Origin of the sequence: Staphylococcus sp. NRL 16/872 (assembly GCF_022815905.2) — a bacterium.
GTDB lineage: Bacteria > Bacillota > Bacilli > Staphylococcales > Staphylococcaceae > Staphylococcus.
This window is the reverse complement of sequence record NZ_CP119327.1, coordinates 1,543,623-1,568,368: the sequence shown is the minus strand read 5'-3', so window position 1 is coordinate 1,568,368 and position 24,746 is coordinate 1,543,623. Positions and strand designations below refer to the sequence as shown.

Here is a 24,746-nt window from a genome sequence, read left to right as displayed (position 1 = left end):
TTGAAAGTGAGAACAATTGGTGAAACTTTAAAAGGTAGAAGAGAAAGACTAGGAATGACTTTAGCTGAACTTGAGGATCGTACACAAATCAAACGTGATACATTAAAGCTTATTGAAGGAAACCATTTCAATCGATTAGCTAAAGTGGATTATGCAGAAGGATTTATCAAACGTTATGCTAGTGTTGTGAATATAGATGCGAATCAACTTATTTCAGCGCATAAAAGTGAAATTCCGAGCAGTCAGAATCAATTAGATGACCTCCTTTATCGCTATCGTAATAATGATGCGCCAGATTATCGCACTAAAAATAAAGAACCGTTGCAACTTGCAGTTATAATGGGTGGGATCATTCTGATTACTTTCGTTCTTTGGGTTTTAGCGGTGTTAATATTATAATTAAAAGAGATAAATTTAGAAATGAGGCTTTAACATGAATATACCAAATCAAATTACAGTTTTTAGAGTAATTCTCATCCCTGTATTTATATTATTTGCTCTAGTTAACTTTGGATTTGGCAATGTATCAATTTTAGGTGGATATGAAATTCGAATAGAACAACTTATTGCCGCTATTGTTTTTATTTTAGCGTCACTAAGTGATTTTTTAGATGGCTATTTGGCTAGAAAGTGGCAATTAGTTACTAATATGGGGAAATTTTTAGATCCTTTAGCAGATAAGTTATTAGTTTCAAGTGCACTAATCGTTATGGTCCAAATGGACTTAACAAATTCAGTAGTAGCTATCATTATTATAGCTCGAGAATTTGCAGTTACTGGCTTACGTTTATTACAAATAGAACAAGGTTTTGTTAGTGCAGCAGGCCAATTAGGTAAGATCAAAACTGCAGTAACGATGGTTGCTATTATATGGATTTTACTAGGGGACTTATTTGTACATTGGATTGGATTCCCAATTGGTCAAGTCTTACTTTATATTGGTGTATTCTTTACAATTTTATCTGGTATTGAATACTTCTATAAAGGTAGAGATGTTTTTAAACAATAAAATAGTGAAATTATTAACCAAGAATAATAAGAAGAAAATCTTTTCTTATTCATATTCTTGGTTTTTATTATTCATAAGCCTAATTTTAGAATAAATAGATTAAGATGTTTATAATATATATGTTATACATGAACAAATAGTATAAGGGGAGTCATAAATGAATATTTCAATCATTGCAGTAGGTTCAGAATTATTATTAGGTCAAATAGCTAATACTAATGGTCAATACCTATCTAAATTGTTTAACAGCATTGGAAAAAGCGTAGTTGAACATACAGTTATTGGAGATAATCCTCAAAGACTTGAATATATAATTAAAGAAGGTTTGAGACGATTTGATACATTGGTACTAACAGGTGGCTTAGGACCCACTAAAGATGATTTAACTAAACATACAGTAGCTAAAGTATTAGGTAAATCACTTGTAACGGATAATGATGCTTTAGAATATATTGAACAATATTTTAAAGAGCAAGGACAAGAAATGACGCCTAATAATAAGCAACAAGCTTTAGTTATTGAAGGTTCTAAAGTATTAAAAAATAATTATGGTATGGCACCAGGTATGCTAGTAGAAAAAGATGATAAGAAAGTAGTATTATTACCTGGTCCACCTCGTGAAATGCAACCTATGGCTAAAAATGAATTGCTTCCTTATTTAATGGATGACGATAAAGTCATCTTTTCAGAACAATTAAGATTTGCCGGCATTGGGGAATCAAAAGTTGAAACAGTATTAATGGATTTGATTGATGAACAGTCTAACCCTACTATTGCACCATTAGCTGGTACACATGAAGTATATATAAGATTAACTGCAAATGCTGATACAAAAGATGAATGTCAGCAACTTATAGCGCCTGTGAAAAAGGAAATATTAAACCGTATAGGAGAATATTATTATGGGTCTGACGATATTGTAATTGAGCAGTCAGTAATGAAGACAATGACAGAAACATTTAGTATATATGATGGCGTAACAAATGGCGCTATCTATACGCGTTTAAAAAATTATGATAATAAAAATATTCTAAAAGGATTACTACCTGATAATGAAGTATTCCTTAATGAGAATAATAATATCGAAGAAAAAGTAAAAGAAGCAACACAATATGTTAAAGATTTATATAAAACAGAAGTGGGTATAGCTTTATTACATGAAAATGAGTATGTTGTCTTAGGAATGCATAGAAATGGTGATTTTAAAATAGATACATTTAAAATGCCACAGAAAAGAAATCTTTTACAAAACAGAAGTCAAAATTATGCATTAATAAGAATACTAAATTGGTTTAGTTAATACGTTATTCCAACAAAATTCAATTTTTTGAGTACGTTTGTTCGATTTTAGAACTTTTAATTTTAAAAAATACGAACAAATATTCGCAAAATACTTGTAATAAAATCTAATAGAAGGTATAGTATTATATAAGATGTTAAATAGATAACTAAGGTTGTCGATAAAGTAATTTAAAATATAAAGACTGAAAGAAAACCTTTGTCAATCGAAGTAGTGAAATGCGTAACGACAGGAATTTGCAACGAGTAAATGAACTACGCACGGATAAGATAACGATGAGTGAAAGGGTTTATCTACAGTCTAAACATATAACTATCTCATTTAGGAGGTTTCGCTTTGGATAATGAACGTCAAAAAGCTTTAGATACAGTTATTAAAAATATGGAAAAATCCTTTGGTAAAGGTGCTGTTATGAAATTAGGCGATAATAAAGGTCGTCGTGTTTCAAGCACTTCAACTGGCTCAGTTACTTTAGATAACGCTTTAGGTGTCGGAGGGTATCCTAAAGGAAGAATCATTGAAATTTATGGTCCTGAAAGTTCAGGTAAAACTACAGTTGCTTTACATGCTATTGCTGAAGTACAAAAAAATGGAGGCGTAGCTGCATTTATTGATGCTGAACACGCGCTTGATCCTGTGTACGCAGAAGCTTTAGGTGTAGATATTGATAACTTATATTTATCTCAACCAGACCATGGTGAACAGGGTCTAGAAATTGCAGAAGCATTTGTGAGAAGTGGCGCAGTGGATATCGTAGTAGTCGACTCTGTAGCAGCTTTAACGCCAAAAGCAGAAATTGAAGGAGAAATGGGCGATACTCACGTAGGTTTACAAGCTCGTTTAATGTCACAAGCATTACGTAAACTTTCAGGTGCAATTTCTAAATCTAATACTACTGCAATATTTATTAACCAAATTCGTGAAAAAGTTGGCGTAATGTTTGGTAATCCAGAAACTACGCCTGGTGGTAGAGCATTAAAATTCTATAGTTCTGTTCGTTTAGAAGTACGCCGTGCTGAACAATTAAAACAAGGGCAAGAAATTGTTGGTAATAGAACTAAAATTAAAATTGTTAAAAATAAAGTGGCACCTCCATTCAGAGTAGCGGAAGTAGACATAATGTATGGTCAAGGTATTTCTAAAGAAGGCGAATTAATCGATCTTGGTGTTGAGAATGAAATCGTTGATAAATCAGGTGCATGGTACTCATATAATGGAGAAAGAATGGGTCAAGGTAAAGAAAACGTTAAAACTTACCTTAAAGAAAATCCTCAAATAAAAGAAGAAATTGATCGAAAATTACGTGAAAAACTTGGTATTTTTGACGGTGATGTTGAAGAAAAAGAAGAAGAAAAACCTCAATCTTTATTTGACGAAGAATAATATTATTAGTTTGTCGATACTTCAGAAATTTACTATATGTAAATAACGTAGTCACGCATAAAATGACAAAGTATGAAAGACCTTGTCTATAGTCGTATATCAATAAGTAGGTGAAAGAGAAGTTTCACCTACTTTGTTTTTTGAATTACGTAAAATATGATATATGTAAATTGAATTATCAGTGCAATTTCATATCTTGACACTACCAACTTTATAAACGTACAATTAATATGTATAATTATTATACAACTTATAAAATCATAAAGATTTTGATATACAAAGCAAATACCTAGAAAAAGGAGGTGTTTATGTGAATTTATTAGACCTCTTACTCATTTTGCTGGGGATTATTCTAGGGGTTGTTGTAGGGTATATTGTAGCCCGAAATATATTGCATCAAAAGCAACTACAAGCTAGACAAACTGCTGAAGATATTATTAGGCATAGTCAAAAAGAGGCCGAAAATATCAAAAAAGAAAAATTATTAGAGGCAAAAGAAGAAAATCAAATTATAAGAGAACAAACTGAAACTGAACTACGTGAAAGACGTGGTGAGCTTCAAAAACAAGAAGCCCGACTTCTTCAAAAAGAGGAAAATTTAGATCGAAAATCTGATCTTTTAGATAAAAAGGATGAGATTTTAGAACAAAAAGAATCTAAACTTGAAGAAAGACAACAACAAGTAGATGCAAAAGAGAGTAGTGTTCAAACGTTAATAATGAAGCATGAACAAGAATTAGAACGCATCTCCGGTCTCACTCAAGAAGAAGCTGTTAATGAACAACTTCATAGAGTAGAAGAAGAACTGTCACAAGATATTGCAGTACTTGTTAAAGAAAAAGAAAAAGAAGCAAAAGAAAAAGTTGATAAAAAAGCGAAAGAACTATTAGCTACTACCGTTCAAAGATTAGCTGCTGATCATACTACAGAATCAACAGTGTCTGTTGTAAATTTACCGAATGATGAAATGAAAGGCCGTATCATCGGTAGAGAAGGTAGAAATATTCGAACTTTAGAAACATTAACAGGTATCGATTTAATCATCGATGATACACCCGAAGCGGTTATCTTATCTGGATTTGATCCAATTAGACGTGAAATCGCTAGGACTGCATTAGTTAACTTGGTGTCTGATGGTCGTATCCATCCAGGCCGTATTGAGGAAATGGTTGATAAAGCTAGAAAAGAAGTCGACGATATTATTAGAGATGCTGGTGAACAAGCTACATTTGAAATTAATGTTCATAACATGCACCCTGATTTAGTCAAAGTATTAGGTCGTCTTAACTATCGTACTAGCTATGGTCAAAATGTTTTAAAACATTCTATAGAGGTTGCGCATTTATCAGGAATGCTAGCAGCAGAATTAGGAGAAGATGTTAATTTAGCTAAACGTGCTGGCTTACTTCATGATGTTGGTAAAGCCATTGACCACGAAGTTGAAGGTAGTCACGTTGAAATCGGCGTAGAATTAGCAAAAAAATATGATGAGAATGATACAGTAATTAATGCTATACATTCCCATCATGGTGACGTAGAGCCAACATCAATCATTTCAATACTAGTAGCTGCAGCTGATGCACTTTCTGCAGCAAGACCAGGCGCCCGTAAAGAAACACTTGAGAACTATATCCGTAGACTTGAACGTTTAGAAACATTGTCTGAAAGTTACGATGGTGTAGAAAAAGCATTTGCTATTCAAGCGGGTAGAGAAATCAGAGTAATTGTATCACCTGATGAAATTGATGACTTGAAGTCATATCGATTGGCGCGAGACATTAAAAATCAAATCGAAGAAGAATTACAATATCCTGGTCACATCAAAGTGACAGTTGTAAGAGAAACAAGAGCAGTTGAGTATGCGAAATAATTTTTAACAGACCTAATTTATTGGGTCTGTTTTTTTACTTTATAACATAATGAATGATTGAAATGAATGTTATATTTTTAAGTATGATTTTTAAATATAAAAATAAGCTAGAAGTCAAAAAGTTATATTTTCTCACTTTAACTTCTAGCTTTTAAAATATTATTTATTTTTTTAGTTGTAAATCAGCTTTTCTTAATTCAGTAATTATTTCGGCTGTATCGTAACAATTTGTAGCGATATTTGAATATCTTTCTGCTAAACGATAAGCGTTAATGTATAATTCTAAACTTTCTTTAGCAATATCTTCAGCATCCTCAGATTTTGATGGATTAGATGTAACTACTAATTCTGCAAATTTTTCAGGATCAATATTAATTGACATATAATTATTACAACTCCTATTGTTTTTATAAATTTAATATTATCATATGTTATATACATGCTAAAGTAAAGTGAAGTATAGGTATGGATTGAATATAAATCATCTCTTTAAATCTATACTTTTTTGAATTAAACTGTTTTTATGAGAGGATGAACATTTAATGAGAATATTATTTATTGGGGATATAGTTGGTAAAATTGGTAGAAACGCTATTAGTGAGTATTTGCCCAAAATTAAACAAGCGTATAAACCAACAGTAAGTATTGTAAACGCAGAAAATGCGGCTCATGGCAAAGGTTTAACAGAAAAAATATACAAACAGCTTTTAAGAGAAGGCGTAGATTTTATGACAATGGGTAATCATACATATGGACAACGTGAAATTTATGACTTTATTGATGATGCTAAAAGAATGGTTCGTCCCGCGAATTTTCCAAGCGAAGCTCCTGGAGTGGGAATGCGTTTTATTCAAATTAATGATATTAAATTAGCGATTATTAATTTACAGGGTCGTTCATTTATGCAAGATATTGATGATCCATTTAAAAAAGCAGATCAATTGATTGAAGAAGCTAAAAAGGAAACAGATTATATCTTTGTGGATTTTCACGCTGAAACGACATCGGAAAAAAATGCTATGGGATGGTATTTAGATGGAAGAGTAAGTGCTGTAGTTGGTACGCATACGCATATACAAACATCTGATGATCGTATTTTGCCACAAGGTACTGGTTATATCACTGATGTAGGGATGACAGGATTCTATGATGGTATTCTAGGGATCAATCGCGATGAAGTAATTGAACGCTTTATTACAAGTTTGCCACAAAGACATGTAGTGCCAAATGATGGTAGAAGTGTCCTTTCAGGTGTTATTATTGATTTAGATAAAAATGGTAGAACAAAACATATTGAAAGAATTTTAATCAATGACGATCATCCTTTTAATAAATAATATAGTATATTTAAAACGTTTTATTAAAAATGGATTTAACATATAGTCCATTAGTATGAATTTAATCAAATGCCACTGTTGACATAGTAAGACGGTGGTTATTTTTGTTATCATTTAATATGAATTATTTCCACAGGAGGCATATGATATGAAATCACAAATATCATGGAAAGTGGGCGGACAACAAGGTGAAGGTATTGAATCAACAGGTGAAATATTCGCCACAGCAATGAATCGTAAAGGCTATTATTTATATGGATACAGACATTTTTCTAGTCGTATTAAAGGTGGTCATACCAATAATAAAATTAGAGTCTCTACCGATCCGGTTCATGCGATTAGTGATGATTTAGATATATTAGTAGCATTTGATCAAGAAACAATTGAATTAAATCATCATGAAATGCGTGAAGATAGCATTATTATTGCAGATACTAAAGCAAAACCTAATAAACCAGAAGATTGTCGTGCTCAATTAATTGAATTACCTTTTACGAGCACCGCTAAAGAATTAGGCACAGCCCTTATGAAAAACATGGTAGCAGTTGGTGCTACATGTGCAATTATGGATTTAGAAACGAATACTTTTGAAGAACTTATTACTAATATGTTTAGTAAAAAAGGCGATAAAGTCGTTGAAATGAATATTGAAGCATTAAACCAAGGATATAACTTAATGAAAGAGCAATTATCTGAGGTGAAAGGTGACTTCACATTAGAAGCAAATAATGAAGCGCCACATTTATATATGATTGGTAATGATGCAATTGGATTAGGTGCCATCTCAGCAGGATCAAGATTTATGGCAGCTTATCCAATTACACCTGCTTCAGAAATAATGGAATACATGATTGCAAACGTTCCAAAAGTTGGTGGCACAGTTGTTCAAACTGAAGACGAAATTGCAGCAGCTAATATGGCTATTGGAGCCAACTATGCTGGCGTAAGAGCATTTACAGCTAGTGCTGGACCAGGCTTATCATTAATGATGGAAGCAATTGGTTTATCAGGGATGACTGAAACGCCATTGGTTATTATTAATACACAACGTGGAGGTCCTTCAACAGGATTACCTACGAAACAAGAACAATCAGATTTAATGCAAATGATATATGGTACGCATGGTGATATTCCTAAAATTGTCGTAGCGCCAACTGATGCAGAAGATGCATTCTATTTAACAATGGAAGCTTTCAATTTAGCTGAAGAATATCAATGTCCAGTTATTGTATTAAGTGATTTACAATTATCTTTAGGTAAGCAAACTGTTAAAAATCTTGATTATAATAAAATCCAAATTAAACGTGGAGAATTATTACAATCTGATATAGAACGTGAAGAGGATGATAAACAATACTTTAGACGTTATGCATTAACAGGTAATGGCATATCTCCAAGACCGATACCGGGAGTTAAAGGTGGTATTCACCATGTTACTGGCGTTGAGCATAATGAAGAAGGTAAAACTAGTGAAGCAGCTGAAAACAGACGTCAACAAATGGAAAAACGTATGCGTAAAACAGCTGATATATTAATTAAAAATCCTGTTGAGTTAAATGAAACACATGAGGAAGCAGATATATTATATATTGGTTTCATTTCAAGTAAAGGTGCAATCCAAGAAGGTACGAAACGTTTAAATGAAAAAGGTATCAAAGTAAATACGATGCAAATTCGTCAATTGCACCCTCTACCGGTAGAAATGATTCAAAATGCTATTGATAAAGCTTCAAAAGTAATTATCGCAGAACATAATTATCAAGGACAATTAGCAAATATTATTAAAATGAACACGAATGTTCAAAGTAAATTAATCAACCAAACTAAATATGATGGTACACCATTCTTACCTCATGAAATTGAAGAAAAAGGTTTAGTAATAGCTAAAGAAATTAAGGAGTTGGTTTAATTGGCTACATTTAAAGATTTCCGAAATAATGTTAAGCCAAATTGGTGCCCAGGTTGTGGAGATTTCTCTGTTCAAGCAGCAATTCAAAAAGCAGCAGCGAATGTAGGACTTGAACCAGAAGAAGTAGCAATTATTACAGGTATAGGTTGTTCAGGTCGTTTATCAGGTTATATTAATTCATATGGTGTTCATGGTATTCATGGACGTGCTTTACCACTAGCTCAAGGTGTTAAAATGGCTAATAAAGATTTAACAGTTATTGCTTCAGGTGGGGACGGAGACGGTTATGCAATTGGTATGGGACATACTATTCACGCTTTACGCCGTAATATGAACATGACTTATATTGTTATGGATAATCAAATTTACGGATTAACAAAAGGTCAAACTTCTCCTTCTTCAGCAGTTGGCTTTGTAACTAAATCTACGCCTAAAGGTAATATCGAAAAAAATGTTGCACCATTAGAATTGGCTTTATCTTCAGGTGCGACATTTGTAGCACAAGGATTCTCAAGTGATATTAAAGCATTAACAAAATTAATTGAAGATGCTATAAACCATGATGGTTTCTCTTTCGTAAATGTGTTCTCACCATGCGTAACATATAATAAAATCAATACGTATGACTGGTTTAAAGAACATTTAACTAGTTTAGATGATATTGAAGGATACGATCCAACGGATAAACAATTAGCTATGAAAACAGTAATAGATCACGAATCTTTAGTTAAAGGCATTGTTTATCAAGATACGGAAACACCGTCATATGAATCTCAAATTGAGGAACTAGAAGAAAGTGCATTATCTAAAAGAGATATCCATATTTCAGAAGAAGATTTCAATAAATTAACAGCACAATTCGTATAATAATAGTTACTCATACTTAAATTAGTTAAATTTAAGTATGAGTTTTTTATTATTAAATGAAAATAAAAAATTTTAACCATAAGTAAGTTTTATTAAAAATTAGTAAAACTACTTTTTATACTAAATTTAAAGGGAAGACCTTAAATATATTATTAAAAAGTGGGGTTTCTATGGACAAATATAAATCAATGACAGAATTAGAAAAACAAACAAAAGAAAATGAAGATTGGGAAATTATAAGTAATGATTTAAGAAGTAATGTGACTATACTAGCTATACATGGAGGTGGAATTGAACCAGCAACCTCAGAATTAGCATGTGTCATTGCTGAGCAAGGTCAATATAATTATTTTGCTTTCAATGGAATAAGAAGTAAGGGAAACAATGAGTTACATGTTACTTCAATTCACTATGATAATGAAATTGCATTGAATCTCGTAAATAATAGTGATATAGCTATAACAATACATGGTTGTGTTGGTGATGAAAGTATTGCATACATAGGTGGGAAAAATATTGAACTTAAAGAGACTATTGGTAGAGGATTGGCAGACATCGGTATAGAAATTCAAGCTGCACCGAGTAATATGGCTGGCGCTCAAGATAACAACATTGTAAATCGTACGACAAAAGGGGCCGGTGTGCAGATTGAACTTTCTTCAAAATTAAGAAAGTCTTTATTTAAAAATAGAAAAAGTAATTTCAAAAGCAGACGTGATCAATCTAATTGGGATGATTTAATGTATGATATAGCAAAAGCTATTAATAAAGCAATTGAAAATGTAAATTAAATAGTTTATTTAAGAATAAGAGTGCTAAAATAAATATGAATACAATTGATAGAGGTGAATGATTAATGCAAGATACTTTAATGAGTATACAAATTGTACCCAAAACACCAAATAATGAAGATGTAATTCCATATGTAGATGAAGCTATTAAAATTATAGGTGAATCTGGTTTACATTTCCGAGTAGGACCACTTGAAACAACGGTTCAAGGAGAAATGAGTGAATGTTTAATTTTAATTCAAAAATTAAATGAACGAATGGTTGAATTAGAATGTCCAAGTATTATTAGTCAAGTGAAGTTTTATCATGTACCCGAGGGCATCTCAATTGAAACATTAACTGGTAAATATGACGAAGCATAAAGATTGTGATTGAAACCAAGACATATTAAGTGTCTTGGCTTTCTTTATTTTAAATAGCATAATTCATTATTTGTCGGAATTTTAGAGATCTGATATTAATGAATTTTAAGACTCCTCTGTTTTAATAAACGTTACTATTTTATGAATTTTTTTGAACTCTTTTTGCACTTTATGATTAATTTTAATATAATGTACTAATGATATTAGGGCATATAGAAAGGATATTTTAAAGTGAATGAAGAACAAAGAAAAGCTGGTACGATAAATATTTTAGATGAACGTAATAAAAAAGCAGAAAAGGATTATAGTAAATATTTTGAACAAGTTTATCAGCCACCTAGTCTTAAAGAAGCGCGTAAACGTGGAAAACAAGATGTAAATTATAATCGCGACTTTCATATAGAAGAGAAATACAAAGGAATGGGAAAAGGACGTACATTTCTAATTAAAACATATGGATGTCAAATGAACGCTCATGATACTGAAGTTATGGCAGGTATTCTACAGGCATTAGATTATACTGCAACTGATGATATTAATGAAGCGGACGTTATTTTGATAAATACTTGTGCAATTCGTGAAAATGCGGAAAATAAAGTATTTAGTGAAATAGGGAATTTAAAACACCTTAAAAAGAATAGACCAGAAGCTTTAATTGGTGTATGTGGTTGTATGTCTCAAGAGGAATCAGTGGTAAATAAAATTTTAAAATCATATCAAAACGTAGATATGATTTTTGGAACGCATAATATCCATAAGTTACCTGAAATTCTTGAAGAAGCGTATTTATCTAAAGCAATGGTCGTTGAAGTATGGTCTAAAGAAGGCGATGTCATTGAAAATCTACCTAAAGTACGTGAAGGTAGTACAAAAGCATGGGTAAATATCATGTATGGTTGTGATAAATTCTGTACATATTGCATTGTTCCATTTACTAGAGGTAAAGAGCGAAGTCGCCGTCCAGAAGATATTATTGAAGAAGTACGTGGTTTAGCACGTGATGGTTATAAAGAAATTACATTGTTAGGACAAAATGTTAACTCTTATGGTAAAGATATAAAAGAATTGAACTATGGTTTAGGAGATTTATTAGAAGACATTTCTAAAATAGATATTCCTCGTGTTCGCTTTACTACGAGTCATCCTTGGGACTTTACTGATCGTATGATTGAAGTTATCGCTAAGGGAGGAAATATCGTTCCCCATATTCATTTACCAGTACAATCAGGAAATAATGCTGTTTTAAAAATAATGGGACGTAAGTATACACGTGAAAGTTATTTAGACTTAGTTTCAAGAATTAAACAAGCTATTCCAAATGTTGCATTAACTACAGATATCATTGTTGGTTATCCAAATGAAACAGAAGAACAATTTGAAGAAACTTTATCATTATACGATGAAGTGAAATTCGAACATGCTTACACTTATTTATACTCACAAAGAGATGGCACACCTGCTGCTAAAATGAAAGATAACGTGCCTAATGAAGTTAAAAAAGATCGCTTACAACGTTTAAATAAAAAAGTAGGACAATATTCTGAAGAAGCAATGAAACAATATGACGGTCAAATAGTCACAGTATTATGTGAAGGTACTAGTAAAAAAGATGATACTGTTTTAGCAGGATATACTGAAAAAAATAAATTAGTTAATTTTAAAGGTCCTAAAGAAGCAATTGGACAATTAGTAGATGTAAAAATTAAAGAAGCTAAACAATATTCTTTAAATGGTACTTTCGTACGATTCAATGATAATTTATTGGTGACAAATTAAAATGTATAGTAAAGAAGAAATATTAAAACAAGCAGAGCAACTTTCAGATAAGATAAGCAATTTAGAAATCGTTAAAAACTATCAAAATATTGAACAACAGATTCATGAAAACAATACGATTAAAACAAAAATGAATCAATTAAAAAAACAACAAAAACAATCTGTTAATTTTCAAAATTACGGAAAAAAATATGCCTATGAACAATCAGAAGACACAATTTATAATTTAGAAAATGAAATAAATGAATTACCTATTGTTGAAGAATTTCGCTCTGCTCAATATGAAACTAATGATTTTTTACAAATGATGATAAGTACTATGGAAAAAAGATTAAACGACTATAATAAAAAAGAACATAACGACTTATAAATTGGAAAGGAATTATACTATGAACACTCGAAAACTTACACTTACTGCATTATTAATAGCTATTAATGTCGTGTTAAGTAGTATCATTGTTATCCCTTTAGGCCCAATTAAAGCGGCACCAGTACAACATTTTATCAATGTACTTTGTGCGATTTTCGTTGGACCATGGTACGGTTTAGCACAAGCATTAATATCTTCAATTATAAGAATTCTCTTCGGAACAGGAAGTTTCTTCGCATTCCCTGGAAGTATGATTGGTGTGTTATTAGCTAGCGTATTTTATATGTATAGAAAACATATATTTATAGCTGCAGTTGGTGAAGTTATTGGTACTGGTATCATAGGTAGTTTAATGTGTATTCCTGTAGCATGGATGCTAGGGATGCAAAACTTTTTCGTTAAACCTTTGATGCTTGCTTTTATAGCGTCAAGTTTCATAGGTGCAATCATTAGTTATTTCTTACTTATAATGTTGAAAAAAAGAGGTTTACTCGATAAATTTCAAAAATAATTTTCGATGAAGTAAATCAAATCTATTTAAAAAGATTATCATTTCAAATGAAGCTAATAGAAATTACAATTTCTCGTATCTTTTATTTTGAAATGGTAATTTTTTTATCCAAAAATATATTAATAAATAAAATACAAAGTACAATCGAGAATAAATTTTTGAAATTTCATTAGTAATGAGGACGAGCGTGTAATTATGAGTTATGTTAAAATATACAAGTTAATAGTACGTATAAAATTAGAAATACTTTAGTTAGGTTGTGAAAATATGTCGAATACGACTCCAATGATGCAACAATATTTAAAAATCAAATCTCAATATCAAGACTGTTTATTATTTTTTAGATTAGGCGATTTTTATGAAATGTTTTTTGAAGATGCTAAAGAGGCTTCTAGAGTTTTAGAAATCACTCTAACTAAGAGGGATGCTAAAAAAGAAAATCCTATTCCAATGTGTGGCGTTCCATATCATTCAGCTAATAGTTATATCGAGACGTTGATTAGTAATGGATACAAAGTAGCAATTTGCGAACAAATGGAAGATCCAAAACAGACTAAAGGCATGGTGAAAAGAGAAGTAGTCCGAATAGTAACTCCAGGTACTGTAATGGAACAAGGGGGTATGGATGAAAACCAAAATAACTATATACTTAGTTTTATTTGGGAAGATAACACGTACGCCTTAAGCTATTGTGATATCTCTACAGGAGAGCTTAAAACTACGCATTTCAATGATGAGAGTACCTTAATAAATGAAATCATTACCATCAATCCTAATGAAATTGTAGTTAATCATGAGATAGGTGAGGAATTAAAAAAACAAATTAATTTAACGACTGAAACTATAACAGTTAGAACTGATATTTCTGATGCTAATTATGATGTTAATCAATTAGATAATCAAAAAATGCATTTATCGACACAATTACTTTTAGATTACATCCATCATACTCAAAAAAGAGATTTGTCTCATATTGAAGAAGTCATTTCATATACAGCGATTGATTTTATGAAAATGGATTACTACGCTAAAAGAAATTTAGAATTAACAGAAAGTATTAGGCTAAAATCGAAAAAAGGCACGTTATTATGGTTAATGGATGAAACAAAAACACCAATGGGTGCACGTCGTTTAAAACAATGGATTGATAGACCTTTAATCCATAAAGATAAAATTGAAGAACGTTTAAATATAGTAGAATCTTTTATTAATCATTTTATTGAGAGAGATACATTAAGAGGTTATTTAAACCAAGTTTATGATATTGAAAGATTAGTAGGACGTGTAAGTTATGGCAATGTTAACGCTCGTGATTTAATCCAACTTAAACATTCTATTTCAGAAATTCCTAATATTAAATTATTGCTTGAAGAAATGGATAATACAGCCTCTAAACAATTTAGCGCACTTGAGCCTTTAGAAGATTTATTAAAAGTGCTTGAAGATAGTTTAATTGAAGAACCACCGATTTCTGTCAAAGATGGTGGAATTTTTAAACAAGGATTCAGTAAACAATTAGACGAATATCTTGAAGCGTCTAAAAATGGTAAAGATTGGTTAGCTCAACTTCAAGCAAAAGAACGTGAACGTACCGGAATTAAGTCATTAAAAATCAGTTTCAATAAAGTATTTGGTTATTTTATAGAAATTACGCGAGCTAATCTTCAAGGTTTTGAACCTTCTGAGTTTGGCTATCACCGTAAACAAACACTGTCTAACGCTGAACGATTTATTACCGATGAACTTAAAGAAAAAGAAGATATTATTCTAGGTGCAGAAGATAAAGCAATCGAATTAGAATATCAATTATTTGTTAGATTAAGAGAGCATATTAAAAGTTATACTGAACGATTACAACGACAAGCTAAAATCATTTCAGAACTAGATTGTCTGCAAAGTTTTGCAGAAATTGCGCAAAAATATAATTATGTTAAACCTGAATTTAGCGATGATAAAACATTGAAACTTGAAAATTCTCGACACCCAGTTGTTGAACGCGTGATGGATTACAATGACTATGTTCCTAATGACTGTCAGTTAGATAAAGATAATTTTATTTATTTAATTACAGGGCCAAACATGTCTGGTAAATCTACGTATATGCGACAAGTAGCTATTATTAGTATCATGGCACAAATGGGAGCTTATGTTCCTTGTGATGCTGCTGTGTTACCTATTTTTGATCAAATATTTACTAGAATAGGCGCTGCCGATGACTTGGTTTCAGGTAAAAGTACGTTTATGGTAGAAATGTTAGAAGCTCAAAAAGCATTAACTTACGCCACTGAAGATAGTTTAATTATCTTTGACGAAATCGGCCGCGGAACTTCAACATATGATGGATTAGCATTAGCTCAAGCAATGATAGAATATGTAGCACAAACCTCTCACGCTAAAACATTATTCTCTACACACTATCATGAATTAACTACTTTAGAACAAGAATTGCATAGCTTGAAAAATGTGCACGTTGCTGCGGAAGAGTACCAAGGAGAATTAATATTCTTGCATAAAGTTAAAGATGGTGCGGTAGATGACAGTTATGGTATTCAAGTAGCAAAGTTAGCTAATTTACCTGACTCAGTAATCAGCCGTGCACAAGTAATACTAAATAATTTTGAACAAAAAGATGATAATCAAATTAATTCATCTACACTAAGGGAACTTCATAAAGAAGATCCACTTTTATCTGAAGAGCAGTCCATTACTTCTGTTAATAGTGAAGAAATTAACCCATCAACCGAAGTAAAAAAAGACGTTTCCAGTATAAATGATAATCAATTTGAACAAGCGAGTTTCGATTTATTTGAATCAAACAAAGAAATCAGTGAAATTGAAGAACAAATTAAAAATCTTAATATATCAAATATGACACCTATTGATGCATTATTAAAATTAAGTGAATTACAAAATCAGTTAAGATAGAGGTGCTATTATGGGTAAAATTAAAGAATTACAGACCTCTCTAGCTAATAAAATAGCTGCAGGAGAAGTAGTTGAAAGACCAAGTTCAGTTGTAAAAGAATTACTTGAAAATGCAATTGATGCCCAATCAACAGAAATTAACATTGAAGTTGAACAATCAGGAATTTCTTCTATTCGTGTAGTAGATAATGGATCTGGAATTGAACAAGATGATTTGAAATTAGTATTTCATAGACATGCTACAAGTAAGTTAGATACTGACGATGATTTATTTCATATTCGAACTTTAGGCTTTAGAGGTGAAGCATTAGCAAGTATATCTTCTGTAGCTAAAGTGACTTTGAAAACTTGTACCGATAATGAGAATGGCCATGAAATTTATGCTGAAACTGGAAAAATTATTAATCAAAAACCTGCTAAAGCTAAAAAAGGTACTGATATTAAAGTAGAATCATTATTTTATAATACGCCAGCGCGTCTGAAGTATATTAAAAGTTTATATACAGAATTAGGAAAAATAACTGATATTGTAAATCGCATGGCTATGAGTCATCCAAATATCCGTATCTCCCTTATTTCTGACGGTAAAGTCTTACTTAAAACAAATGGTTCTGGTAAAACAAATGAAGTTATGGCAGAAATATACGGTATTAAAGTAGCTAAAGATTTAGTTCATATTTCCGGTGATACGAGTGATTATCATTTAGAAGGTTTCGTGGCTAAGCCAGAGCATTCTAGAAGTAATAAACACTATATTTCGATTTTTATTAATGGAAGATATATTAAAAACTTCGTACTTAATAAAGCCATAGTAGAGGGATATCATACATTACTTACTATTGGTAGATATCCGATATGTTACATTAATATCGAAATGGATCCGATTCTTGTAGATGTCAACGTTCATCCTACTAAATTAGAGGTTAGACTATCTAAAGAAGAACAATTATATAATTTAATAGTTGAAAAAATCCGAGATGCTTTTAAAGATAGAATTCTTATCCCTCAAAATGATTTAGATAAATCATCAAAGAAAAACAAGGTACTCCATACCTTTGAACAACAGAAAATAGATTTTGAAAAAAGTCAAAATGATAAAGAACAAGCATTGAAACAAAATAATCATAGCTCTAATATCAATTGGAACACAAACAGTTCCGATGACGTAAATTACCAAGATGAACATACAAGTGAAAATGAATCTATGTCAAATGAAGATACTGCTAATTTTGAACCTCATAATAATAAACGGTCAGACGAGATAGATTACTTCCAAATTCAAAAAGATATTTTAAATAGTCTAGATAGAGCAGAAGATTCATTAAACACAAATAATGAGCGAGCAGATTTAGAAAATAATGTATTCAATCAAAGTGACGAACTAAATAATGAGACGCAACAAACGTTAAGTAATGATAACGAAGAAAATGATATTAAAGGTAAAGTAAGTAAAACACCATCTCGTCGCGTGCCTTATATGGAAGTTGTAGGACAAGTACATGGCACTTATATTATTGCCCAAAATGAAAATGGTATGTTTATGATTGATCAACATGCTGCACAAGAAAGAATTAAATACGAATATTTTAGAGAAAAAATCGGAGAAGTAAGTAATGAAGTTCAAGATTTGTTAATTCCTTTAACGTTTCACTTTTCAAAGGATGAACAAATGATTATTGACCAATACCAAGAAGAATTAGATAAAGTGGGCGTGCATTTAGAACACTTTGGTGGTCATGATTATATCGTTAATAGTTATCCAGTATGGTTCCCTAAGGTAGAAGCGGAAGAAATTATTAAAGATATGATAGAATTGGTGCTCAATCATAAAAAAATAGATATTAAAAAAATGCGAGAAGATGCTGCGATTATGATGAGTTGTAAGAAATCCATAAAAGCAAACCATTATTTAAAAATCAATGAGATGGCTGATTTAATAGACCAGTTACGTGAAGCGGAGGATCCATTCACATGTCCGCATGGTAGACCAATTATTATTAACTTCTCAAATTATGAATTAGAAAAACTATTTAAACGAGTAATGTAGAAAGGGATACGCTAAATGAACAAGAATGTGTTACCGGCAATTCGTAATATGAAAGATTTAGAGAAACTTACTCAATCTGATTATAAAGTTTGTGTTTTACTAGATATGCACATCGGACATTTAAAAAGTGTGATGGACTTACTTAGAAAGCATGATATTGAGGCTTATATTCACATTGACCTAATTAAAGGAATGGCTCATGACGAATTTGCATGTGAATACATTATACAAACCTATAATCCTAAAGGTATCGTTTCAACTAAAACTAAAGTCATTCAAAAAGCTAAATCACTCAATATATTAACTATATTTAGAGTGTTCATCATTGATAGCCAGGCACTAAATAGAAGTATTCAACTTATTAAAAAAGTCCAACCTGATTTTGTAGAAGTCTTACCTGGCATCGCTCACAAAATTGTTACAATTGTTAGGAATGAAACTTCTTCAAAAGTCATAGCAGGGGGCTTGATTGATGATGATAGAGAAGTACAAGAAGCGATTGATAGTGGTGCAAGTTATGTAACAACTAGTAATCGAACATTGTGGTAAATTGAAGGTGAAGAATGTTTGGTGACAATTAAATAATTATTACAATGTTCAAACGCTTATTATCGTTATACTTCAAAAATATAGGGCTAATAAGCGATTTTATTTTAAAAATAAGGTTTCTAATTATGACAATTTTTTTACAAAAGTATTGACAACGCTTACACGCTTTATGTATTATTTAACCAAGTTAATATTTGATTAAGAGACGAAGAGATTTCTGCAATGCATTCATCTAGTGCTTTTGTAGGAATCTTTTTGTCTTCATAGGAGGTATATACATGAATGTATATTTAGCAGAGTTTTTAGGTACTGCTATTTTGATATTATTCGGTGGTGGCGTTTGCGCAAACGTAAATTTAAAACGTAGTGCTGGTCAAGATTCTGACTGGATCGTCATCGCAGCTGGTTGGGGATTAGCAGTTACGATGGGTGCGTATGCAGTTGGGAAATTTTCAGGTGCACATTTAAACCCTGCTCTAACGATTGCACTTGCAATGGATGGTAGTTTTAGTTGGGTACAAGTTCCAGGATACATTATTTGTCAAATGCTTGGAGGTATCTTCGGTGGTGCTTTAGTTTGGTTAATGTATTTGCCACATTGGAAAGCAACAGAAGATCAAGGCGCTAAACTTGGCGTATTCTCTACAGCGCCCGCAATTAAGAACTATTTCGCAAACTTTTTGAGTGAAATTATTGGTACAGCTATTTTATGTTTAGGGATTATGTATATTGGCATAAATAAAATTGCAGATGGTATGAATCCATTGATTGTTGGGGCATTAATTGTAGCGATTGGCTTAAGTTTAGGTGGTCCAACTGGTTACGCAATTAACCCAGCACGTGACTTAGGTCCTAGAATTGCACATGCGATTTTACCAATTGCTGGAAAAGGAAGCTCCAATTGGGGTTACGCAATCGTTCCTGTTTTAGGTCCAATTGCTGGTGGTATGCTTGGTGCAACAATTTATAAAGTATTTTATAAAGGACATTTCGATATTTCATGTATCGTTGCGATTGTTGTCGTTATAGCAACATTATTATTAGGCATGGCACTAAATAAATCTAATAAATCAAATGATATTGAAACTATTTACTAATTTTAAGTTGAATATAGCTTTTTTTATGATTAATTTTTAGGAAAAGTGTAATAACAATAGTACACTTCCTTAATAACGAAATACTTAAGCTACATAACAGAACTTTTTCATTTAAATTAGAAAGGAAGAAAAGTTATGGAAAAATACATCATGTCAATTGACCAAGGCACAACAAGCTCGAGAGCGATTTTATTCGATAAAGATGGAGGTATTAAAGGCGTCGCTCAACGTGAATTTAAACAATATTTTCCTAAATCTGGATGGGTAGAGCACGATGCTAATGAAATTTGGACCTCAGTATTAGCAGTTATGGCTGAAGTACTAAATGAGAACGAAATTAATGCTGAACAAATCGAAGGTATCGGTATTACTAACCAACGTGAAACGACGGTTATTTGGGATAAAAATACTGGACGTCCTATATATCATGCTATTGTATGGCAATCTCGTCAAACTCAATCGATTTGCCAAAAATTAAAAGATCAAGGCCACGAAGAAACTTTCCGAAATAAAACTGGTTTATTATTAGATCCATATTTTGCAGGTACGAAAGTGAAGTGGATTCTTGATAATGTGGATGGTGCTAGAGAAAAGGCTGAAAACGGCGATTTATTATTTGGTACTATCGATACTTGGTTAGTATGGAAATTATCTGGTGGAGAAGCACATATTACTGATTATACGAATGCAAGCCGTACATTAATGTACAATATTTTTGACTTAAAATGGGATGACGAACTATTAGAATTATTAGATGTGCCTAAAAACTTATTACCAGAAGTTAAAGAATCAAGTGAAGTTTACGCACATACTAAAGATTATCATTTCTTTGGTCAAAAAGTTCCAATTGCTGGTATTGCCGGAGACCAACAAGCAGCATTATTCGGTCAAGCTTGTTTCGAACGTGGAGATGTAAAAAATACGTATGGAACTGGTGGCTTCATGTTAATGAATACTGGAGAAAAGCCAGTCAAATCTGAGAGTGGTTTATTAACAACAATCGCGTATGGCCTTGATGGTAAAGTGAGTTACGCATTAGAAGGTTCAATATTTGTATCTGGTTCTGCGATTCAATGGTTACGAGATGGTTTAAGAATCATTAACTCAGCACCACAATCAGAAAACTATGCTACACGCGTAGATTCAACTGATAATGTATATGTAGTACCTGCCTTTGTAGGTTTAGGTACACCATATTGGGACTCAGAAGCAAGAGGTGCAGTATTTGGATTAAGTCGTGGTACTGAAAAAGAACATTTCATTCGCGCTACACTTGAATCATTATGCTATCAAACACGTGATGTAATGGAAGCAATGTCTAAAGATTCCGATATTGACGTGAAGACTTTACGTGTTGATGGTGGCGCTGTTAAAAATAATTTCATCATGCAATTTCAAGCGGATATCGTTAATGTTGCAGTAGAACGTCCTGAAATTCAAGAAACGACAGCTTTAGGGGCTGCATATTTAGCAGGTTTAGCAGTAGGTTTCTGGGATAGTAAAGATGAAATTGAAAACAGATGGCAATTAGAAACTGAATTTAAACCACAAATGTCTGAAGAACAAAGAACTAAGTTATATAAAGGTTGGAAAAAAGCGGTAGAAGCAACTCAGGTCTTTAAATTAGAAGATTAATCATTATCAATGGCTTAGTTTTGAAAGATATGTTATGATAAACTTAAGTTAATACATTAATCGAGATTTGAGAGACCTGTTTCATGCAGTATACTTCTGTATGGATGGGTCTCTCATTTTTTATTAAAAGTTGGAGGGGTATAGTATGGCTTTATCTACTTTAAATAGAGAAGTAATAAAAAAGAATTTACAAGATACAGAATATGACGTAGTTATTATTGGTGGCGGTATTACTGGTGCAGGTATTGCATTAGATGCTAGCCAACGTGGTATGAAAGTTGCTTTAGTGGAAATGCAAGACTTTGCTCAAGGTACTAGTTCACGCTCAACTAAACTTGTTCACGGTGGTTTACGTTATTTAAAACAAGCTCAAATTAAAGTTGTAGCTGAAACAGGTAGAGAACGTGCCATCGTTTACGAAAATGGTCCACATGTAACTACACCTGAATGGATGCTATTACCAATGCATAAAGGTGGTACATTTGGTAAATTTACAACAAATTTAGGTTTAATGATGTACGACCGTTTAGCCCGTGTTAAAAAATATGAACGTAAAAAAATGTTAACGAAAAAACAAACCTTAGATAAAGAACCTCTAGTTAAAAAAGACGGCTTAAAAGGTGGCGGTTACTATGTAGAATACCGTACTGACGATGCTCGATTAACGATTGAAGTTATGAAACGTGCCGCAGAAAATGGTGCAGAAATTATTAATCATACTAAGTCTACAAACTTTTTATATGATTCAAAATCAAAAGTAAATGGTATTGAAGTTCAAGATCAATTATCAGGCGATATTTACCAAATTAAAGCTAAAAAGGTAATCAATGCTTCTGGACCATGGGTAGATGAAGTCAGAAAAAAAGATTACACACGTAATAATAAACAATTACGTTTAACTAAAGGTGTACACGTAGTTATCGACCAATCTAAATTTCCATTAGGTCAAGCGGTTTACTTCGATACGGAAAAAGACGGCCGTATGATCTTCGCTATTCCACGTGAAGGTAAAGCATACGTAGGTACGACAGATACTTTCTACGATAACGATAAAGCGAAACCATTAACAACTCAAGAAGATAGAGATTATCTAATTGATGCGATTAATTATATGTTCCCAGATGTAAATGTCAAAGATGAAGATATTGAATCTACATGGGCTGGGGTACGACCACTTATATTAGAAGACGGTAAAGATCCTTCAGAAATTTCACGTAAAGATGAAATTTGGGAAGGTAAATCGGGTCTACTTACAATTGCTGGTGGTAAATTAACAGGTTATCGTCACATGGCTTTAGAAATTGTTGATTTATTAGCTAAACGCTTAAAACAAGAACACAGCCTAAAATTTGACGAGTGTGCTACTAAAAACACGCCAATTTCAGGTGGTGATGTTGGTGGAAGTAAAAACTTTGAAAAATATATTGAACGTAAAGTTGAAGAAGGTAAAGCAATTGGGTTAAAAGAGGATGTTGCGCGTCGTTTAGCTTCTAAATATGGTTCGAATGTAGATAAATTATTTAATATAGCTCAAATCGCAAAAGATAAAGAGCTTAAATTACCATTAGAATTATATGTGCAATTAGTATATAGTGTTCAAAATGAAATGGTTTATAAACCGACTGACTTCATAGTACGTAGAACTGGTAAATTATACTTTAATATTAACGAAGTAAAACAATATAAAGAAGCAGTTATCGAAGAATTAAGTCGTTTATTAAATTATACTCAAGCACAAACTAACGAATATACTAAAGAACTTAATTTAGCTATAGAAGAAGCAACACACGGAAATGAACAACTTGCTGTGAAAAAATAATAACTAAGTTCCCTTAAAATATATTAAATACTACTAACATATTGGTCTGAGACTAATATGTTAGTAGTATTTTCTTATTTAATAAATAGCATTTTATATTTCATAATAAAGATTTATTTACATATTTTCAGATTCAAAAAATATTGATGTCCTATTAAAAAGTCTCTTTCAATTTGATAACATTAAAAAGTAAAGGTATATTTAAAGGAATAATAAATTATAAAAGGTTTGTTTTTTGATGGGAGGCATATGCGTGGGTCAAAATTCTTATAAAATTACCGTTGAAGATGGTACAACATTAGAAGTTAAAGTAGATAAAGCAAAGATAGCTACCTTTGGCGTCGTTCATATTTTTCACGGGATGGCTGAGTATATGGAGCGATATGAATCACTCGTTCAATCTTTAACTCAACAGGGATATGATGTAATTAGGCATAATCATAGAGGACACGGTAAAGAAATTAATGAGGATGAACGTGGTCACTATGACGATATGGAAATAATCGTCCAAGATGCATATGAAATAGCGCAAACATTACAAAGTGAGAAAAATGAGTTGCCATATATTGTTTTAGGGCATTCAATGGGTTCTATTATTGCTCGTTTATTCGTTGAAAAATACCCTAATATAGCACAGGGATTGATATTAACAGGCACTGGTCTTTACCCTAAATGGAAAGGCATACCAGCAACGATCGGACTAAAATTAATTACACTATTTAGTGGTAAGCGTAGTCGTTTAAAATGGGTAAATCAATTAGTTTATAAGTCTTTTAATAAAAAAATAGATCGGCCAGAAACTCAGAGTGATTGGCTATCTTCTAAACGTGATGAAGTTGATAAGTTTGTTAAGGATGACTATACAGGCTTCTTAGTTTCAAATCAGCTCATTTATCAAACAGTTAAAAATATGATGAACACAGCAAATTACGGTCAATTGAAAAAGATGAATCCACAATTACCAATACTACTTATTTCAGGTAAAGAAGATCCATTTGGAGAATATGGTAAGGGCGTAAAAAGTTTAGGGAAAAAATTTAAAACTGCCGGAATCAAACATATTACAGTTCAATTGTATGCCCATCGACGTCATGAAATTTTGTTTGAGGAAGATGAACAAATGATTTGGAATCATATGTTTGATTGGATTCAGAAACAAATATTAAATAAGAGTCAAAGTGAGGGATAA

The 24,746-nt window shown here is 31.9% G+C and carries 21 protein-coding genes; 20 read left to right on the top strand and 1 reads right to left on the bottom strand.

The genetic code is table 11. The features are described from left to right. The first annotated feature begins 6 nt into the window (after nucleotides 1-6). The 5 genes from MT340_RS07845 to rny all read left to right on the top strand — a co-directional run bounded on the left by MT340_RS07845 (nucleotide 7) and on the right by rny (nucleotide 5,562). Nucleotides 7-399: a helix-turn-helix domain-containing protein gene (locus MT340_RS07845; RefSeq protein ID WP_243589476.1), complete on the top strand. Its 393-nt coding sequence runs from the start codon at nucleotides 7-9 to the stop codon at nucleotides 397-399. A 34-nt stretch (nucleotides 400-433) separates the two neighbouring features. Next, nucleotides 434-1,009: a CDP-diacylglycerol--glycerol-3-phosphate 3-phosphatidyltransferase gene (pgsA, locus tag MT340_RS07840; RefSeq protein ID WP_243589475.1), complete on the top strand. Its 576-nt coding sequence runs from the start codon at nucleotides 434-436 to the stop codon at nucleotides 1,007-1,009. Nucleotides 1,010-1,166: 157 nt separating this feature from the next. Continuing rightward, the gene (locus MT340_RS07835; protein ID WP_243589474.1) at nucleotides 1,167-2,309 is read left to right on the top strand and encodes a CinA family nicotinamide mononucleotide deamidase-related protein; all 1,143 of its coding nucleotides are present in this window, start codon (nucleotides 1,167-1,169) and stop codon (nucleotides 2,307-2,309) included. Between the two features lie 336 nt (nucleotides 2,310-2,645). After that, nucleotides 2,646-3,692 (top strand): recombinase RecA, encoded by a 1,047-nt coding sequence (gene recA, locus MT340_RS07830; RefSeq protein WP_243589473.1) that lies wholly within the window; start codon nucleotides 2,646-2,648, stop codon nucleotides 3,690-3,692. A gap of 310 nt (nucleotides 3,693-4,002) precedes the next feature. Next, nucleotides 4,003-5,562 (top strand): ribonuclease Y, encoded by a 1,560-nt coding sequence (rny, locus tag MT340_RS07825; protein ID WP_243589472.1) that lies wholly within the window; start codon nucleotides 4,003-4,005, stop codon nucleotides 5,560-5,562. A gap of 163 nt (nucleotides 5,563-5,725) precedes the next feature. Here the strand turns inward: rny and MT340_RS07820 are convergent, their stop codons facing one another. After that, nucleotides 5,726-5,944, bottom strand: coding sequence for a hypothetical protein (locus tag MT340_RS07820; RefSeq protein ID WP_243589471.1), 219 nt, complete (start codon nucleotides 5,942-5,944; stop codon nucleotides 5,726-5,728). 160 nt (nucleotides 5,945-6,104) lie between these two features. Between MT340_RS07820 and MT340_RS07815 the strand changes: the two genes are divergently transcribed. From MT340_RS07815 to MT340_RS07745, 15 genes are all read left to right on the top strand, one after another. Then, nucleotides 6,105-6,899, top strand: coding sequence for a TIGR00282 family metallophosphoesterase (locus MT340_RS07815; protein WP_243589470.1), 795 nt, complete (start codon nucleotides 6,105-6,107; stop codon nucleotides 6,897-6,899). A 148-nt stretch (nucleotides 6,900-7,047) separates the two neighbouring features. Then, nucleotides 7,048-8,808: a 2-oxoacid:acceptor oxidoreductase subunit alpha gene (locus MT340_RS07810; RefSeq protein ID WP_243589469.1), complete on the top strand. Its 1,761-nt coding sequence runs from the start codon at nucleotides 7,048-7,050 to the stop codon at nucleotides 8,806-8,808. Beyond that, the gene (locus MT340_RS07805) at nucleotides 8,809-9,675 is read left to right on the top strand and encodes a 2-oxoacid:ferredoxin oxidoreductase subunit beta (RefSeq protein WP_243589468.1); all 867 of its coding nucleotides are present in this window, start codon (nucleotides 8,809-8,811) and stop codon (nucleotides 9,673-9,675) included. A 170-nt stretch (nucleotides 9,676-9,845) separates the two neighbouring features. Then, nucleotides 9,846-10,466 carry a poly-gamma-glutamate hydrolase family protein gene (locus MT340_RS07800; RefSeq protein WP_243589467.1) on the top strand — a complete coding sequence of 207 codons (621 nt, stop codon included), beginning with the start codon at nucleotides 9,846-9,848 and terminating at the stop codon, nucleotides 10,464-10,466. Nucleotides 10,467-10,531: 65 nt separating this feature from the next. Continuing rightward, complete coding sequence (locus MT340_RS07795) at nucleotides 10,532-10,828, top strand: thiamine-binding protein (protein WP_243589466.1); 297 nt, start codon at nucleotides 10,532-10,534, stop codon at nucleotides 10,826-10,828. A gap of 231 nt (nucleotides 10,829-11,059) precedes the next feature. Continuing rightward, a complete protein-coding gene (gene miaB, locus MT340_RS07790) occupies nucleotides 11,060-12,604 on the top strand; it encodes a tRNA (N6-isopentenyl adenosine(37)-C2)-methylthiotransferase MiaB (protein ID WP_243589465.1) in 1,545 nt (514 codons plus the stop codon). 1 nt (nucleotide 12,605) lies between these two features. Beyond that, complete coding sequence (locus MT340_RS07785) at nucleotides 12,606-12,974, top strand: YlbF/YmcA family competence regulator (RefSeq protein WP_243589464.1); 369 nt, start codon at nucleotides 12,606-12,608, stop codon at nucleotides 12,972-12,974. Nucleotides 12,975-12,993: 19 nt separating this feature from the next. Further along, nucleotides 12,994-13,485 (top strand): energy coupling factor transporter S component ThiW, encoded by a 492-nt coding sequence (gene thiW / locus MT340_RS07780; RefSeq protein WP_243589463.1) that lies wholly within the window; start codon nucleotides 12,994-12,996, stop codon nucleotides 13,483-13,485. Between the two features lie 267 nt (nucleotides 13,486-13,752). Continuing rightward, nucleotides 13,753-16,410, top strand: a complete 2,658-nt coding sequence (gene mutS, locus MT340_RS07775; protein ID WP_243589462.1) for a DNA mismatch repair protein MutS — start codon at nucleotides 13,753-13,755, stop codon at nucleotides 16,408-16,410. A gap of 10 nt (nucleotides 16,411-16,420) precedes the next feature. Further along, nucleotides 16,421-18,457, top strand: coding sequence for a DNA mismatch repair endonuclease MutL (gene mutL / locus MT340_RS07770; protein WP_243603732.1), 2,037 nt, complete (start codon nucleotides 16,421-16,423; stop codon nucleotides 18,455-18,457). A gap of 15 nt (nucleotides 18,458-18,472) precedes the next feature. Further along, a complete protein-coding gene (locus MT340_RS07765; RefSeq protein WP_243603731.1) occupies nucleotides 18,473-19,006 on the top strand; it encodes a glycerol-3-phosphate responsive antiterminator in 534 nt (177 codons plus the stop codon). Between the two features lie 278 nt (nucleotides 19,007-19,284). After that, nucleotides 19,285-20,103, top strand: a complete 819-nt coding sequence (locus MT340_RS07760) for an MIP/aquaporin family protein (RefSeq protein WP_243589459.1) — start codon at nucleotides 19,285-19,287, stop codon at nucleotides 20,101-20,103. A 135-nt stretch (nucleotides 20,104-20,238) separates the two neighbouring features. Beyond that, nucleotides 20,239-21,738, top strand: a complete 1,500-nt coding sequence (glpK, locus tag MT340_RS07755) for a glycerol kinase GlpK (RefSeq protein ID WP_243589458.1) — start codon at nucleotides 20,239-20,241, stop codon at nucleotides 21,736-21,738. 145 nt (nucleotides 21,739-21,883) lie between these two features. Then, nucleotides 21,884-23,557: a glycerol-3-phosphate dehydrogenase/oxidase gene (locus MT340_RS07750; RefSeq protein WP_243589457.1), complete on the top strand. Its 1,674-nt coding sequence runs from the start codon at nucleotides 21,884-21,886 to the stop codon at nucleotides 23,555-23,557. A 253-nt stretch (nucleotides 23,558-23,810) separates the two neighbouring features. Further along, entirely contained in the window at nucleotides 23,811-24,746 is a 936-nt protein-coding gene (locus tag MT340_RS07745; RefSeq protein WP_243589456.1) for an alpha/beta fold hydrolase, read from the top strand.